Origin of the sequence: Mycobacterium parmense, from assembly GCF_010730575.1 — a bacterium.
GTDB lineage: Bacteria > Actinomycetota > Actinomycetes > Mycobacteriales > Mycobacteriaceae > Mycobacterium > Mycobacterium parmense.
Genome location: NZ_AP022614.1, coordinates 5,478,960 through 5,495,075 on the forward strand (window position 1 = coordinate 5,478,960; position 16,116 = coordinate 5,495,075).

Annotated in this window: 15 protein-coding genes and 1 pseudogene; 9 read left to right on the forward strand and 7 right to left on the reverse strand. The window is 69.7% G+C overall.

Annotated elements, in window-relative coordinates; translation table 11 throughout:
- Window positions 1–13: 13 nt before the first annotated feature.
- A complete protein-coding gene (locus tag G6N48_RS25465) occupies window positions 14–1,714 on the forward strand; it encodes an FAD-dependent oxidoreductase (protein ID WP_085270086.1) in 1,701 nt (566 codons plus the stop codon).
- On the opposite strand, the gene G6N48_RS25470 is transcribed toward G6N48_RS25465, so the two are convergent.
- Both G6N48_RS25470 and G6N48_RS25475 read right to left on the reverse strand, forming a co-directional pair.
- Entirely contained in the window at window positions 1,715–2,170 is a 456-nt protein-coding gene (locus tag G6N48_RS25470; RefSeq protein WP_085270085.1) for a VOC family protein, read from the reverse strand.
- 131 nt (window positions 2,171–2,301) lie between these two features.
- Window positions 2,302–3,423, reverse strand: coding sequence for a citrate synthase 2 (locus tag G6N48_RS25475; RefSeq protein WP_085270084.1), 1,122 nt, complete (start codon window positions 3,421–3,423; stop codon window positions 2,302–2,304).
- Window positions 3,424–3,494: 71 nt separating this feature from the next.
- On the opposite strand from G6N48_RS25475, the gene pdxH reads away from it, so the two are divergent.
- Complete coding sequence (gene pdxH / locus G6N48_RS25480; RefSeq protein ID WP_085270083.1) at window positions 3,495–4,154, forward strand: pyridoxamine 5'-phosphate oxidase; 660 nt, start codon at window positions 3,495–3,497, stop codon at window positions 4,152–4,154.
- 259 nt (window positions 4,155–4,413) lie between these two features.
- Window positions 4,414–5,709: a citrate synthase gene (locus G6N48_RS25485; protein WP_085270082.1), complete on the forward strand. Its 1,296-nt coding sequence runs from the start codon at window positions 4,414–4,416 to the stop codon at window positions 5,707–5,709.
- 29 nt (window positions 5,710–5,738) lie between these two features.
- On the opposite strand, the gene G6N48_RS25490 is transcribed toward G6N48_RS25485, so the two are convergent.
- Both G6N48_RS25490 and G6N48_RS25495 read right to left on the reverse strand, forming a co-directional pair.
- Window positions 5,739–7,319: a phytoene desaturase family protein gene (locus G6N48_RS25490; RefSeq protein ID WP_085270143.1), complete on the reverse strand. Its 1,581-nt coding sequence runs from the start codon at window positions 7,317–7,319 to the stop codon at window positions 5,739–5,741.
- Window positions 7,316–7,579, reverse strand: a complete 264-nt coding sequence (locus tag G6N48_RS25495; RefSeq protein WP_085270142.1) for a DUF2630 family protein — start codon at window positions 7,577–7,579, stop codon at window positions 7,316–7,318. The genes G6N48_RS25490 and G6N48_RS25495 overlap by 4 nt, the downstream gene beginning before the upstream one ends.
- A 116-nt stretch (window positions 7,580–7,695) precedes the next feature.
- On the opposite strand from G6N48_RS25495, the gene arfA reads away from it, so the two are divergent.
- The 4 genes and pseudogenes from arfA (at window position 7,696) to arfC (ending at window position 10,590) form a co-directional block, all read left to right on the forward strand.
- Complete coding sequence (gene arfA / locus G6N48_RS25500; protein WP_085270081.1) at window positions 7,696–8,679, forward strand: channel-forming protein ArfA/OmpATb; 984 nt, start codon at window positions 7,696–7,698, stop codon at window positions 8,677–8,679.
- 13 nt (window positions 8,680–8,692) lie between these two features.
- On the forward strand, window positions 8,693–8,848 hold the full coding sequence (arfB, locus tag G6N48_RS25505; protein ID WP_161494229.1) for a channel accessory protein ArfB: 156 nt from the start codon (window positions 8,693–8,695) through the stop codon (window positions 8,846–8,848).
- A pseudogene (locus G6N48_RS29080) lies at window positions 8,848–8,919 on the forward strand (hypothetical protein); the annotation flags it as partial. The gene arfB and the pseudogene G6N48_RS29080, both read left to right, overlap by 1 nt.
- Window positions 8,920–8,982: 63 nt before the next feature.
- Entirely contained in the window at window positions 8,983–10,590 is a 1,608-nt protein-coding gene (gene arfC / locus G6N48_RS29085) for a channel accessory protein ArfC, sunset domain variant (RefSeq protein ID WP_456299184.1), read from the forward strand.
- A 4-nt stretch (window positions 10,591–10,594) separates the two neighbouring features.
- Here the strand turns inward: arfC and G6N48_RS25515 are convergent, their stop codons facing one another.
- The 3 genes from G6N48_RS25515 to G6N48_RS25525 form a co-directional block, all read right to left on the reverse strand.
- Window positions 10,595–11,935 carry a HAMP domain-containing sensor histidine kinase gene (locus tag G6N48_RS25515; protein ID WP_085270079.1) on the reverse strand — a complete coding sequence of 447 codons (1,341 nt, stop codon included), beginning with the start codon at window positions 11,933–11,935 and terminating at the stop codon, window positions 10,595–10,597.
- 16 nt (window positions 11,936–11,951) lie between these two features.
- Complete coding sequence (gene prrA / locus G6N48_RS25520; RefSeq protein WP_085270078.1) at window positions 11,952–12,653, reverse strand: two-component system response regulator PrrA; 702 nt, start codon at window positions 12,651–12,653, stop codon at window positions 11,952–11,954.
- A gap of 88 nt (window positions 12,654–12,741) precedes the next feature.
- On the reverse strand, window positions 12,742–14,229 hold the full coding sequence (locus tag G6N48_RS25525) for an acetyl-coenzyme A carboxylase carboxyl transferase subunits beta/alpha (RefSeq protein WP_085270077.1): 1,488 nt from the start codon (window positions 14,227–14,229) through the stop codon (window positions 12,742–12,744).
- Window positions 14,230–14,255: 26 nt separating this feature from the next.
- On the opposite strand from G6N48_RS25525, the gene G6N48_RS25530 reads away from it, so the two are divergent.
- Window positions 14,256–14,987, forward strand: a complete 732-nt coding sequence (locus G6N48_RS25530) for an enoyl-CoA hydratase (RefSeq protein WP_085270076.1) — start codon at window positions 14,256–14,258, stop codon at window positions 14,985–14,987.
- Window positions 14,988–14,992: 5 nt separating this feature from the next.
- Window positions 14,993–16,111, forward strand: coding sequence for an MBL fold metallo-hydrolase (locus G6N48_RS25535; protein ID WP_085270075.1), 1,119 nt, complete (start codon window positions 14,993–14,995; stop codon window positions 16,109–16,111).
- The last annotated feature ends 5 nt before the right edge of the window (window positions 16,112–16,116 follow it).

The window sequence follows — 16,116 nt, forward strand, 5'->3', positions numbered from 1 at the left end:
GGGCTGGAAGTCAATGCCGCACGTCATCACCCAGTCGTGCTGTAACGACGGGTCCTGCGTTTTCGCCTGCCCGGTGAACTGCATTCACCCGACACCGGACGAGCCCGGCTTCGCCACGTCGGAGATGCTGCACATCGACCCGGTCGCCTGCGTCGACTGCGGTGCCTGCGTGAGCGCCTGCCCGGTCGGGGCGATCGCTCCCGACACCCGGCTGGAGCCTCGGCAGCTGCCGTTCGTCGAGATCAACGCGTCGTTCTACCCGGAGCGGCCGGCGGACGTGAAGCTGCCGCCCACATCGAAGCTGGCGCCCGTGATTCCGGCTGCCGAGGTCAGCGTCCGGCATCGGCCGCTGACAGTGGCCATCGTGGGCTCGGGCCCAGCGGCCATGTACGCCGCCGACGAGCTGCTCACCCAGCACCACGTGCGGGTCAACGTCTTCGAGAAGCTGCCGACGCCCTACGGGCTGGTGCGGGCAGGGGTGGCGCCCGACCATCAGAACACCAAGAAGGTCACCCGGCTCTTCGATCGGGTCGCCCGTCATCGCCGGTTCCGCTTCTTCCTCAACGTCGAGGTGGGCAAGCACCTCAGCCACGCCGACCTGCTGGCCCATCACCACGCGGTGCTGTACGCCGTCGGTGCGCCCAACGACCGTCGGCTCGACATCGACGGCATGGGTCTGCCCGGCACCGGCACCGCCACCGAACTCGTGGCGTGGATCAACGGTCATCCCGAATTCGCTTCTCTGCCAGTTGATTTGAGCCACGAGCGGGTGGTGGTCATCGGCAATGGCAACGTGGCCCTCGACGTGGCCCGTGTGCTGACCGCCGATCCCGACGACTTGGCGCGCACCGACATCGCCGACCACGCACTGCAAGCATTGCGCTGCGCGGCGGTGCGCGAGGTGGTGATCGCCGCCCGTCGCGGGCCCGCGCAGTCGGCGTTCACCCTGCCCGAGCTCATCGGCCTCACGGGCAGCGCCGATGTGGTGCTCAGCGCCGACGACCACGACCTGGTGGCACGCGACCTCGCGTCGGTCTCCGACAAGCTGACCAAGACCAAGCTCGAGATCCTGAGCAAACTCGGTGAGGCGGCGGCACCCCCGCGTTCGGGCCGTCCCCGAATCAGGCTGGCCTATCGACTCACCCCGAAGCGGGTGCTGGGCGACCAGCGCGCCACCGGGGTGGAGTTCACGGTCACCGGCACCGACGCGTCGCGCCGGCTGGACGCGGGTTTGGTGCTGACGTCGATCGGCTACCGCGGCAAGCCGATTCGGGACCTTCCGTTCGACGAATCCGCCGACGCCGTGCCCAACCGGGACGGTCGCGTCGTCGATCCCGGCTCCGGCCGGGCGGTGCCCGGCACGTACGTCGCGGGCTGGATCAAACGCGGACCGACCGGCTTCATCGGCACCAACAAGTCTTGCTCGTTTCAAACGGTGCAGTCGCTGGTCGCCGACTTCAACGCCGGCAAGTTGACCGATCCCACCGCGAAACCCGAGGCCCTGGCCGCGCTGGTGCGCGCGCGCCAGCCCGACGTCGTGGACTCCGGGGGCTGGCGGGCCATCGACTCCGCCGAGGTCGAACGCGGCAGCACCGAGGGACGGCCCCGCAACAAGTTCACCGCCGTCGCCGACATGCTCGCGGCCGCGGCCGACGCGCCGCCGGTGCCGCTGCGCCGGAGGCTTCTCGACCGGCTGCTGGACCCCTCCGGGTAGCTACCCGGCTGCGCCGGACATCAACGCCTGTATCTCCTCGGGGCTGACCTCGCGGACCGGCTGTCCCATCGACCAGCGGTGGCCGAACGGGTCCTCGACCACGCCGTAACGATCTCCCCAGAACTGGTCGGCCAGCTCGGCCACCACCGTGGCGCCCGCGTCCAGCGCCCGCTGGAACTTGGCATCGACGTCGGTGACGGTCAGGTGGATCGTGACCGGGGTGCCGCCGAGCGATTTCGGCGTCATGGACGTGCCACCACACGTCTCCGGGAAGTCGTCGTTGAGCATCACCGTGGAGCCGTTGATGCGCACCGCGGCGTTGACCAGCCTGCCGTCCGGACCGGGCACCCGGCCCAGCTCGGTCGCGTCGAAAGCCTTGACGTAGAAGTCGATCGCGGCGGCGGCGTCGCCGACCACGAGGTGGGGTATCACTGCGGGTTCGATGTTGATCGCCATCACGGTCTCCTGAGCTGTCGGTCTGCCGCCGGCCCGGGAGAGGGCCGGCTCACGGATATCGACTCGGCCCGCGACGCAAACTCATCGCGGCCGAGTTGAGTAAACCGCCGGGCACCGACAACGAAAACCCGTCAGGCGTTGGTGAGGACCCTGTCCCAGCCCTCGACCGACTGGGGGCTGCGCGGACCGGGCCCCACGTAGATGGCCGACGGCCGGACCAGCTTGCCGAGCCGCTTCTGCTCGAGAATGTGGGCACACCAGCCCGCGGTGCGCCCGCAGGTGAACATCGCGGGCATCATGTTGGCCGGCACCCGGGCGAAATCGAGGATCACCGCCGCCCAGAACTCGACGTTGGTCTCGATGGCCCGGTCCGGGCGGCGCTCCCGCAACTCGGCCAGGGCGGCCTGCTCGAGGGCGACCGCGACCTCGTGGCGCGGTGCGCCCAGCCGCTCGGCGGTGGCGCGCAGCACCCGCGCCCGCGGGTCTTCGGCCCGGTAGACGCGGTGCCCGAAGCCCATCAACTTGTCGCCACGGTCCAGGATGTCCTTCACCAGGGCGCGGGCGTCGCCGGTGCGCTCGACCTCCTCGAGCATCGGCAGCACCCGTGCGGGCGCCCCGCCGTGCAACGGCCCGCTCATCGCGCCGATGGCGCCCGAGAGCGCGGCCGCGACGTCGGCGCCGGTCGAAGCGATGACCCGCGCGGTGAACGTCGAGGCGTTCATGCCGTGCTCGGCCGCCGACACCCAGTAGGCGTCGATGGCCTCGACATGCCTCGGGTCCGGCTCACCCTGCCAGCGGGTCATGAAACGGGCTGTCACGGTTGGGCATTCGTCGATGACTCGCTGCGGGACCGCCGGCTGGTAGATCCCACGCGCCGACTGCGCGACGTAGGACAGCGCCATCACCGACGCTCGGGCCAGCTGGTCGCGGGCGGTGGCCTCGTCGGTATCGAGCAGCGGCTTGTAGCCCCAGATAGGAGCCAGCATCGCCAGGCCCGCCTGCACGTCGACGCGCACGTCGCCGGTGTGAATGGGCAGCGGGAACGGTTCCGCGGGAGGTAACCCGTGGCCGAACTTGCCGTCGACCAGCAACGCCCACACGTCACCGAAAGTGACGTGCTGATCCACCAGATCCTGGATGTCGACGCCGCGGTACCGCAGAGCGCCACCGTCTTTGTCCGGCTCGGCGATCTCGGTGGTGAAAGCCACCACACCCTCGAGACCGGGGACGAAGTTTTCGGGGACCACAGTCATGGGGAAAATTCTCGCACCCCACCTTCGGGCCGACGCTACCGGCCGGTAGCTACCCCGGTAGCGTGGGAGCGATGGCAGGATCAGAAGCCGAACACCTGCAGAGAATGCGCGTCGAGTACGGATCCACCGAGAAAGACGGCAGCCCGGATCTCGACGTGAACTGGTTGGAAGATGGCTGGCTCGCGTTGTTGCGCAAGTGGATTGACGACGCCGAACGATCAGGGGTTGCCGAGCCCAACGCCATGGTGGTCGCCACCGTCGCGGACGGCCGCCCTGCGAGCCGGTCGGTGCTGTGCAAGAGCGTCGACGAGACCGGAATCACTTTTTTCACCAATTACGACTCGGCCAAGGGCCTCGAGCTGGCCGCGACGCCGTATGCCTCGGCGACTTTTCCCTGGTACCAGCTGGGCCGACAGGTTCATCTGCGCGGTCCGGTCAGCAGGGTCGCCCCCGAGGTGACCGAGGACTACTGGTCCAAGCGACCACGCGGTTCGCAATTGGGCGCGTGGGCGTCGCATCAGTCCCAGCCGATCGCCTCGCGCGCGGCGTTGCTCGACCAGCTGGCGGAGGTCACCGAGCGATTCGCCGGCGATGACCGGATCCCGGTGCCCCCGGCCTGGGGTGGATACCTGATCGCACCGGAGCTGATCGAATTCTGGCAGGGCCGAGAAAATCGGCTGCACAACCGGATTCGGGTGGTCGGTGCTCGCGTCGAGCGGCTGCAGCCCTGACGCGGCGCACTCCGGCGCGGCGCGGCACGGCCGGCCTGACGGCGGGCGCGTCCCGGCACGGCGCCGGCGCGCCTTTTGCTGGCGGACTGGGCGGACCGGAGGCTTCCTTCGCCGAACCCGACAGCCGCGCACCCGTGCGGGTCGTGGCGCTGACAGGCGGAGGTGACCCCGCGCAGGCGCCGCGTCGCGATAACGACTACCTTCAGCAGTAAGCACCGAGTCAGGGCAGCCATATCAGCCAGAGCGCAAAGGGGTTCTCGTGGCCGACACCGACGACACCGCAACTCTGAAGTATCCGGGGGGCGAGATCGATCTGGAGATCGTGCACGCCACCGAAGGAGCTGACGGCATCGCGCTCGGCCCGTTGCTGTCGAAGACCGGCTACACGACGTTCGACAACGGGTTCGTCAACACGTCGGCCTGCAAGAGCTCCATCACCTACATCGACGGCGACGCCGGGATCCTGCGCTACCGCGGCTACCCCATCGAGCAGCTCGCCGAGAAGTCGACCTTCATCGAGGTCAGCTACCTGCTGATCTACGGCGAACTGCCGAGCAAGGAGCAGCTGGCCGACTTCACCAAGCGAATCCAGCTGCACACGATGCTGCACGAGGATCTGAAGCGGTTCTTCGACGGCTTCCCGCGCAACGCACACCCCATGCCGGTGTTGTCCAGCGCGGTCAACGCGCTGTCCGCGTACTACCCCGACTCCCTGGATCCGACCGACGGCGAACAGGTCGAGCTGTCGGCGATCCGGTTGCTGGCCAAGCTGCCGACCATTGCCGCCTACGCCTACAAGAAGTCCGTCGGCCAGCCGTTCCTCTACCCGGACAACTCGCTGACCTTGGTGGAGAACTTCCTGCGGATGACGTTCGGGCTGCCCGCGGAGCCCTATGAGGCGGATCCCGAGATCGTTCGGGCGCTCGACATGTTGCTCATCCTGCACGCCGACCACGAGCAGAACTGTTCGACGTCGACGGTCCGGTTGGTGGGATCGTCGCAGGCCAACCTGTTCACCTCCATCTCCGGCGGCATCAACGCGTTGTGGGGGCCGCTGCACGGTGGCGCCAACCAGGCTGTCCTGGAGATGCTCGAGCAGATCCGCCAGAGCGACGACGACGTCAGCGAGTTCGTCCGCAAGGTCAAGAACCGCGAAGCCGGCGTCAAACTGATGGGCTTCGGCCACCGGGTCTACAAGAACTACGACCCGCGGGCGCGGATCGTCAAGGAGCAGGCCGACAAGATCCTGGCCAAGCTCGGCGGCGACGACGACCTGCTGGACATCGCCAAGCAGCTCGAAGAGGCCGCGCTGACCGACGACTACTTCATCGAGCGCAAGCTCTACCCCAACGTCGACTTCTACACCGGCCTGATCTACCGGGCGCTCGGGTTCCCGACCCGGATGTTCACCGTGCTGTTCGCGCTGGGCCGGCTGCCCGGCTGGATCGCGCACTGGCGGGAGATGCACGACGAGGGCGACAGCAAGATCGGCCGTCCCCGTCAGATCTACACGGGGTACACCGAGCGCGACTACGCGACGATCGACGCGCGCTAAGCGCCCGCGTTCGCCGGCACCGGGGGCGGCTAGTCCGAGGCGAGCACGGCCATCGCGGCGTTGTGCCCGCCGATGCCCGACACCGCGCCGCCGCGGCGGGCGCCCGAGCCACACAGCATGATCCGCTCGTGGGCTGTGGCCACTCCCCATCGCCGCGCCGGGGTGTCCATGGGCTCGCCGTCGTCGGCGAACGGCCAGGACAGCCCGCCGTGGAAGATGTTGCCGCCGCTCATGCGCAGCGTGCGCTCCAAGTCCAGCGTCGTCGTGGTCTCGATGCAGGGCCGACCCTGCGCGTCCGGCAGCAGGAGTTCTTGAATCGGTTCGGCCAGAACGGAATTCAGCGACGTCAGCACCGACTCGGTGAGCCGGTCACGCAGTGCGTCGGCGTCGGCGCCGTCGAACAGCGAGTGCGGGGTCTGCAGGCTGAACACCGTCATGGTGTGCGCGCCGCGGGCGCGCAGGTCGGCCGACAGGATGCCGGGATCGGTCAGCGAATGGCAGTAGGCCTCACACGGCAACGGATCCGGTAGCTCGCCTGCGCCGGCGCGCGTGTACGCGGCGTGCAGTTGGCTCCACGTCTCGTTGACATGAAACGTCCCGGCAAACGCCTGCTCGGGCGCGACGGCGTCGTCGCGCAGCCGGGGCAGCCGCCGCAGCGCCATGTTCACCTTGACCTGCGCGCCCTGAGCCAGGGTCGGCGGTGTTTCACCGAGCAGTGCGGCCAGGACCGCGGGTGTGACGCCCGCCAGCACGTAGCGCGCCCGCACGACGTGCTCCTGTTCACCGGTGCGGAAGAGCACCCGGCCGTCCGGGTCGATACGGTAAACGTCTGCGCCGGTGAGGATTTCGGCACCCCGGGCGGTGGCGGCCGCCGCCAGCGAGGTGGTCACCGCGCCCATGCCGCCGACGGGGACGTCCCAATCTCCACTGCCCCCGCCGAGCACGTGGTAGAGCAGGCAGACATTCTGTAGCAACGAGGGGTCGTCGAGGGAAGCGAAGGTGCCGATCAACGCGTCGGTCGCGATCACCCCGCGCACCACGTCGTTGCCCACCGCACCGGCGATGGCGCGGCCGATCGGCTCGTCGATCAGTGCCCGCCAGGCGGCCGGCGCGTCACGGTCGCCGCCCGCCAGGACGTGGCTGCGCGCCTGGTCGCGGGTGGGCAACGGCTCCAGCAGCGTCGGCCAGAGCCGTTGGGTCACCAGCCCGCAGCGCCGGTAGAACGCCGCGAAGCCACGGCGATCGCCGGCGGCGCCGATCGCCGCGAACGTGTCCGCGTGGGCGCCGTCCGCGGGAACCAGCAAGCCGCGCCGGCCGCCGGTCGCCGGTTCCGGCGTGTAGGACGAGAAGGGTCGCCGCGCCAACCGCACCGGGGCGCCCAGGTCCTCGACGATGCGCCGGGGCAGCAGGCTGACCAGGTAGGAGTACCGAGAGACCCGGATGTCCACACCGTCGAACGCGTGCGCCGAGACCGCTGCCCCGCCGACGTGGTCCAACCGTTCGAGCAGCCGCACCCGCAGACCCGCCCGGGCCAGATAGCCGGCGGCGACCAGGCCGTTGTGGCCCCCGCCGACGACGACGACGTCGACGTCGGCCGCCTGCTCGGTCAGCTCAGGTAGTCCTCGACCTGGCCGGCGGGACGCACCTGGGCCTCGCGCGGGTCGCCACCGGTCTCGCGCAGGGCACGGCGTTGCCGCAGCAGGTCCCAGCACTGGTCGAGTTCGACTTCCAGCCGGCGCAGGCGGTCATGCTCCTCGGATGTGCTGATGTCACCGTGCTGCAGCTGGCCCCGCAGGGCTTTTTCCTCGGCGACCAGTTCGCGGATGTGTGCCAGCGTGTCGCGCTCGATCGGATTTGTGCCATCGGCCATTGCTCCAGTGTGCCCGACTTCAAATCTTCGGCGGGCGCGACTCGGTAGGCTGCATATCGCCTGCATGACGCTCAACTGCGCGTGAGGCATCGGGTGGGGTAACGAGGAGGGGGATCGTGGCTTCAGGGGCGGGTCTGCGCCCAGCGGCCGAAAATGTGGACGCGCCGCGGGCTCAGGAGTTCTATCGGCGTTCGCTGGGCGTTCCCTGGCTGATCGCGCTGGGGGCCATTCCTTTGCTGATAGCGGTCATCGGCGCCGGCGGATTGGACCGACCGCGATCGGTCAGCGGGCCGGCCGGGCCGGTGCCGACCCTCGCGGCGCCCACCGCAGTCGCTGCGGCGAATACTTCATTATCGCCGTTCTCGATTATTCGCAGCGGCAACGACATCACCGTCAGCGGCGATTTGCCCGACGATTCCGCGAAAGCGGCTCTGATGAAATCGCTCACCGGATCGCTGCCGCCCGGCATCAACGTGACCGACCAAGTGCACATCAATCCCAATACCCATGCGCTCGATTTCTCGAAGTCGGCGCCCATTTTCGCCGACAGCGCGTCAATCTCCGATTTCACCCTCACGGTCAGCCAAGACGTCATCATTCTGACGGGCACCGCCACATCCCAAGATTGCAAGAGTGCGGTCGAAGGCGACGTCAAGCATGTCTGGTCGAACCTGAACGTGGTGGATAACCTAGTGGTCAACGCGTCGTCACCGCCTGCTTCCGCTGCTGCCGGGTCGTCGTGCACCGATCTGCAAACGGCAATCAATGTCGCGACAGGAGGACCAATCACCTTTGACAACGACGGGTTCAGCCTGACACCTGTCGATCAGCAGGTTTTGACGCGGGTGGCGGCCGAGCTGAAGGCGTGTCCGAGGGCTCACGCGGCGATCAACGGTTACACCGACAACTCCGCCGCCGACAAAGTCACCGTGGCATCGAGCAGCCAGCGGGCACAAAAGGTCGCCGACTTCCTTCTTGCCCTCGGCGTGGCGGGTGATCAACTGGCCGTCAACGGTCTGGGCTCGGTGCATCCGGTCGCCCCGAACGGCACGGCCGAGGGTCAGGCCAAGAATCGCCGAGTCGAAATCGTCGTGAGCTAAGGAGACTCCCAGCATGGATTTCGTGATCCAGTGGCTCTGGTATCTGCTTGCTTTCGTGGCGGGCTCGGCCGCCGCCGGGCTGGTCGGCGCCAAGCTCGCCGCCCGCACCGTTCACCGACGCGCGCGCGCCGACGTGACCGGATCTGCCCACGCGGGTGCCTGGCAATGATGCATGTCCACTGGTGGCTCGTCGGACTCGCCTTTTTGGCGGGTTTCGGGGTGACGCTTGTGCTGGTGCTCCGGCCCGTGAAGGGTCGGACGCAGACGATGGCGCGCGCCGAACCGCGCTGGCCGAGCGTCCCCATGGCCGGCGCGGAGGAGTTCTTCGCGACGAGCGGTTCCGCCGGCGACGAAGTTCCTGCGCCGAAGCCTCCGCCCGAGCCGGCCGCTGACGTTGCGGCGGAGTCGCAGTGGCCGGCGGCTCACGCTGCGGCGGAGCCCGAATGGCCCGAGGTCGCGCGCGTCGAATCCGAGTGCCCAGCCAGTGGTGTCGAGGTCAAGCCGGGGATCCTGGACCTTCTGCTGCCGGTCGAGCCGCGCGGGGCTCCCGCCGAGGTTGCGGCGGAATCGAACGATTCGACCACCCGGCTCCCGGTTGAGCCGGACGTCCCCGACCTTGCGCTGGTCGACGCCGAGCCCGACGCCACCGACGTCCCGGCAGAGCCGGCATCGCCGGCGCCCGAGGCTGTCGACGAGCCTGAGCATCCCGAGGTCGCTCCCGTCGAATCGGAGTCTCCGGCGGCCGAGGTCGCGGCCGAGACCAGCGTCCATGCGGCCTCGCGGGTCGAAGCGGAGTTCTTCGCGCGTCTTGCGCCTGACGGGGTGGGGAAGCCGTCGTTGCCGACCGCCAGGATCCCCGTCGAGCCGGTGCACCCGGCGAAGCTCGCGTTCGACTCGGGGTTCGCCGGCACCGGCGTCTCGTTGCAGGCCGATCTCGTGACGGCCGAGCATGAGCCTGAGGTCTCACCCGTTGAGGCGGAATCGTTCGGGCCGGACGTGCCGGTCGAGCCGGATTTGGCGGCGGTGTCGTCGGTGGAGGTGGATCCCCCGGCGCCCATCGTCTCGGAAGAACCGGAGCACCCGACGGGCGCAATCCCGATCGAGCCGGACCACGCGGAGGCGTCGCCGGTCGAGCCGGAGTGTCCGACGGCCCGAATCCCGGTTCAGCCCGACTATCCCGATTTCTCGCGCGGCGAATCGGACTCCGCTGCGGCCGATGCCTCGGTCGAGCCAGAGCTGCCGACCACGAAGGACCCCGACGACTCCGAGGTCGCGACGAGGGAGACGTCGCGCGACGACCTTGCGGCGACCGAGCCGCCGGTGGTCGAAGCGCCGCCGAAGTCCAAGGTCCCCTTCTTCAAGAGGCTGCTCGCCAAGAAGGTCCCGGCCGAGAAAGAGGCGCCGCCGACCCGGGCGCCGGCCCGGAAACGCGCGACCGGCGCCAGACGCATCCCTGACGAGCCGCCGACCAAGAAGATGCCGGCCGCCAAGGCGGCGCCGGCCCGGAAGGCTCCGAACGCCAGAACCGGCGCACCGAAGAAACCGCCGCCCGCCAAGGTCTGGCCCGCGAAGAAAGTCCCGCCCGCCGCTCCTGCCGCGTCCGCCGCTCCCGCCCCGTCCGCCAAGGCGCCCCCGGCAAAGAAAGCCGCGCCGGCCAAGCAACCACCCTCACGAGGGATGAAGCTGCCCTACGAACCCTTCGGCCCCGGCTCGGCGCGCGCCACATCCGACGGCGGGGGACCGGCGGGATGGTTCGTGAAAGGCCGCTCGGATACCCGGCTCTACTACACGCCCGACGACCCGACATACGAGCTGACGATCGCGCAGGTGTGGTTCAAGAACGAGGAAGCCGCGGCGCGTGCGCACTTCACGCCGTGGTGCAAGAGCTCGAAGAACATCCGCCGGCGTTGACGATCTAGGAGGGGGCGGGCAGGCGCAGCACCAGCCGCGCCCCGCCCAATTCGCTGTCCTCCAGCGCAGCCGTCCCACCGTGCAGGTGCGCCTGCTGGGCGACCAGTGCCAGCCCCAGGCCGGAGCCCGTGTGCGAGGCGGTCGACCCGCGGGAGAACCGCTCGAACACCACGTGCCGCTCGGCTTCGGGCACTCCGCTGCCGTTGTCGTCGACGGCAATCTCCACGCCGGCCCGCGAGCTGACCGCCGACAGCAGGACCCGGGTGGCGCCCCCGTGCTTGACCGCGTTGGCGATCGCATTGTCGACGGCCAGGCGCAGCCCGGCCGGCAGCCCGACGATGATGCAGGTTGGGGACGGCACCAGCGAAACATCGAGGTCGGGATAGACGCGCATCGCATCGTGGGCGGCACGGTCGAGCAACTCGGTGATGTCGACCGGCACGTGGTCGTCGGACGTCGACAGCTCACCCTGGGCCAGCCGCTCGAGGGCGCTCAGCGTGGCCTCTATCCGCGACTGCGTGCGCACGACGTCGCCGAGAACCTCTTTGCGCTGCTCGTCGGCCAGTTCCAGCGTCGAGAGCACCTCGAGGTTGGTGCGCATCGCGGTCAGGGGAGTGCGCAGTTCGTGGGAGGAGACCGCGGCGAAGTCACGGGCCGACGCGAGCGCCTCCTTGGTCCGGTTCTGCTCGTTCCAGATGCGCTGCAACATGCCGCGCATCGCCTCGGCTATCTCGACGGCTTCGGTGGCGCCGTGCACCTCGACCACGGGGGCCTCGTCCCCGGCGTCGATCGACCGGGTCTGCTGGGCGAGCTGCTTGAACGGGCGCACCGCGAAGGCGGCCAGCAGCCAGGCGAACACCGCCGCCGCGCCGATGGCGAACCCGCAGATCAGCAGCACCCGGCGGTGCAGGTTGTTGGTTTCGGCGATGGTCGCGTCGTAAGTGGCGCCCACGGCCAGCGACGTCGGCTCCGGGCCGGGGATCTGGACGGTCCTGACCCGGTAGCGCACCCCGTCGACGTAGGTGTCGGCGTAGTCGACGTCGAGCTTGGGCAGCGTCACGTCGGAGTTCGACTTGACCAGATCGCCGCGGCGAACCGTCATGATCGCGTCGTTGTCGTTGGGCGAGCGGGGGATCTCGTCCAGGCCGCGCGGCAGGAACGGGATCGCGAAGCCCGCGACCTCGTCGAGGCGGCGGTCCAGCCGCTCCTTGCGGTCGTTGGTGATGCCGACCCACACGACCGCGCCCACGATGAGCACGGGGATGGCGGCGCCGATCACTGTCGCGACCACCACGCGCGTCCGCAGCGAGGGCGTACGGGCGAGCAGGCGGGACAGCATTTTCATGGCGCCGCGATCAGCCCTACTGCATGCGCAGCACGAACCCGACTCCGCGGACGGTGTGCAGCAGCCGCGGGCCGCCGTTGGCCTCGAGCTTGCGGCGCAGGTACCCGATGAAGACGTCGACGACGTTGGTGTCGGCGGCGAAGTCGTACCCCCACACCAGCTCGAGCAGCTGCGCGCGGGACAGCACCGCCGTCTTGTGCTCGGCGAGCACGGCCAGCAAGTCGAACTCCCGCTTGGTGAGGTCCACATCGACCCCGTTGACCCGGGCCCGCCGACCGGGGATGTCCACCTCCAGCGGCCCGACCGTGATGGTCTCCGACGAGGACGTCGCGGTGGCGCCGCGGCGCCGCAACAGCGCCTTGACGCGGGCGACGAGCTCCGCCAGCACGAACGGTTTCACCAGATAGTCGTCGGCGCCGGCCTCCAGACCGGCGACCCGGTCGTCGACCGAGCTGCGGGCCGACAGCACGCAGACCGGGACGTCGTTGTCCATTGCCCTCAGGGCCGTGACGACGCTGACGCCGTCCAGCACCGGCATGTTGATGTCCAGGACGATCGCGTCCGGCCGCGTCTCGGTGGCGCTGCGCAACGCCTCGGCGCCGTCGACGGCCGTCGACACCTCGAAGCCGGACAGCCGCAATCCGCGTTCCAATGAGGCGAGCACATCGGAGTCGTCGTCGACGACCAGGACCCGCGGCGAGCCCAGGGGAGTGTCCATGCCGCCATTTTGCCTGACTGCAGGCCATCACAGTGGGAGGAACACCGCTGGATTAGGCAGAACGTCGCAGGGTGTCGTGCGCGGCTACTCAACCATCGCGGGGCAACCCGATGCGGCGGTAGCGCCGCAGTCGCATGGCCAGCCGCTCGTCGGCGGGGATGCCCCGCAGCGCGTGCACTTCGGCGGCAATGGCGTGTGCCAGGCGGTGCGCGAACTCCGTGGGCTCGTCGGCCGCGTCGGGATGCTCGGGCACTATGGCGTCGACGATCCCGGAGGCAAGCAGGTCGGCCGATCGAATGCCCTGGGCCGCAGCGAGTTCCGGCGCGTGCTCGATGTCGCGGAAGACGATGGCGCTCGCGCCCTCCGGTGGCAGCGGCGCCAGCCAGCCGTGCAACGCGGCCAGCACCCGGTCGGCGGGCACCATCGCCAGCGCAGGGCCGCCGCTGCCCTGCCCCAGCAGCACCGACACCGTCGGCGTGTCCAGGGTCACCAGCTCGGCGACGCATTGGGCAATCTGCCCCGCCAGCCCGCCCTGCTCGGCTTCGGCCGACAACGCAGGACCCGCCGTGTCGATCAGCAGCACCAGCGGCAGCCGCAGCTCCGCTGCCAGTGCCATGCCGCGGCGCGCCTCCCGCAGCGACGCGGGCCCGACGGTGTTGCCTACACCGCCTATCGTGCGTCGCTGGCCGAGCACGACGGTGGGCTGGCCGGCGAAGCGGGCCAGGGCCAACAGCGTCGTCGCTGCCTCGCCCTGCCCGCCGGACAACACCACCCGGTCGGTGGCGCCGTCGCGCAGCAGGGCCGCGACGCCCGGTCGGTCCGCCCGTCGCGACGCCACCACCGAGTCCCATGCCGGCACGTCGGGCGTCGGTTCGGGCGGCTGGGGCGCCGGCAGCGGTCGCGGTGGGTCGGCGACCACCGTCAGCGCGCGGTCCAGCGTCCGGCGCAGCTCGCCGAGGGCGACGACGTCGTCGATCACCCCGTGGCGCTGCAGGTTCTCCGCGGTCTGCACGCCCTCGGGGAACGGCTCCCCGTAAAGCAGCTGGTAGACGCGCGGGCCGAGGAAGCCGATGAGGGCGCCCGGCTGCGCCAGGGTGACGTGTCCCAGCGAGCCCCACGACGCGAACACCCCGCCGGTGGTCGGGTTGCGCAGATAGACCAGGTAGGGCAGGTGCGCCCGCTTGTGCAGCCGGACCGCGGCGGCGATCTTGACCATCTGCAGGAACGCGACGGTGCCCTCCTGCATGCGGGTGCCGCCGGAGCTCGGCGACGCCAGCAGCGGAAGCCGCTCGGCCGTCGCCCGCTGCACGGCGGTGGTGATCCGTTCGGCCGCCGCGACGCCGATCGACCCGCCCAGGAAGCCGAACTCGCAGACGATGACGGCGACGCGACGCCCGAATATGCGCCCTTCGCCGGTCAGCACGGATTCGTCCATCCCGGTGGCGGCCCGGGCGTCGGCCAGTTCGCGGGCGTAGGACGCGGTCGTCGGCACCGCCAGCGGAGCGCTGTCCCAGCTGATGAACGAACCTTCGTCGAGGACTGCGTCGCGCAGTTGTCCGGTCGTGACACGACTCACGAAACGAGGCTATATAGGCTGGCCGCATGATCGGTATCACCCGGGCCGAAGGCGTCATGACCGTCGAGCTGCAGCGCCCGGAGCGGCGCAATGCCCTGAATTCCCAGCTCGTCGAGGAGCTGCGGGAAACCTTCGAGAAGGCCGCCGACGGGTCCGTGCGGGCCATCGTGCTGACCGGCCAGGGCACGGCGTTCTGCGCCGGCGCCGACCTGAGCGGCGATGCCTTCGCCGCCGACTACCCCGACCGCCTCATCGAACTGCACAAGGTGATGGACACGACGCTGATCCCGGTGATCGGCGCCATCAACGGCCCGGCCATTGGCGCGGGCCTGCAGCTGGCCATGCGCTGTGACCTGCGGGTCGTCGAGCCGGAGGCTTTCTTCCAATTCCCGACGTCGAAATATGGCCTCGCGCTTGATAATTGGAGTATCCGCCGGCTGTCATCGCTGGTCGGCCACGGGCGGGCCAGCGCGATGCTGCTGACCGCGGAGAAGCTGTCCGGCGAAGCGGCGCTGCAGACGGGCATGGCCAACCGCCTCGGGACACTCGCCGACGCCCAGCAGTGGGCCGTCGAGATCGCCGGGTTGGCCCCGCTGGCCATCCAGCACGCCAAGCGGGTGCTCAACGACGACGGTGCGATGGAGGAGCAGCGCCCGGAGCACAAGGAGCTCTTCGACAGGGCATGGGCCAGCCAGGACGTCATCGAGGCGCAGGTCGCCCGGGTGGAGAAGCGGCCGCCGAAGTTCCAGGGGGCCTGACACCGATGGCGCGGGGGACGCTGCGGCTGGCGGCCGGTACAGCCTCGCTGGCGGCCGGCGGTTGGCTGATGCGGGCGCTGCACGGCGCCCCGGCCGCGCTCGGCGCCGGCCCCGGATCGATCCGGGCGGTCGCCCAGGGATCACCGAACTACCGCGACGGCGTCTTCGTCAACCTCGATCCCGCCTCCATCTACAAGATGGACGCCGAGCAGCTGCGGCTCATCGTGTGGGAATTGCTGGGCGGGCGCGGCGGCAGCAAGCCGACGGGCCCGATCCCGCTGGCGGCGCCGGCGATCTTCGACGGCGACCCGCAGCGGCTGGCCGTCAGCTGGTTCGGCCACTCCACGGCGCTGGTGGAGATCGACGGGTATCGCGTGCTCACCGATCCCGTGTGGAGTGAGAGGTGCTCGCCGTCCGACGTCGTCGGGCCGCGTCGCCTGCACCCACCCCCGGTTCAGCTGGAAGGGCTGCCGGCCGTCGACGCCGTCGTCATCAGCCATGATCATTACGACCACCTCGATATCGACACCGTCATGGCGCTGGCCCGCACCCAGCGGGCCCCGTTCGTGGTGCCGCTGGGAGTCGGAGCCCACCTGCGTGCGTGGGGGATTCCCGAGCACCGCATCGTCGAACTCGACTGGCACCAAAGCGCGAAGGTCGACGAGCTGACGCTGATCTGCATGCCGGCGCGCCACTTCTCCGGGCGCCTGCTCGACCGCAACACCACGCTGTGGGCGTCGTGGGCGTTCGTGGGACCCAACCATCGCGTGTACTTCGGTGGCGACACCGGCTACACCAAGAGCTTCGCCCAAATCGGGGCCGACCACGGGCCTTTCGACCTGACGTTGTTGCCCATCGGCGCCTACAACACCGCGTGGCCGGACATCCACATGAACCCCGAGGAGGCGGTCCGTGCGCACCTCGACGTCACCGACCCCCGCTCGGGGCTGTTGGTGCCGATCCACTGGGGCACGTTCCGGCTCGCCCCGCATCCGTGGGCCGAGCCGGTCGAGCGCCTGCTCGCTGCTGCGGGGCCCGCCCACGTCGAGGTGGCGGTGCCCACGCCCGGGCAGCGCGTCGACAGCGCGACGCCCGACCAATTGAGTCCGTGGTGGCGGCTGTGATCTGA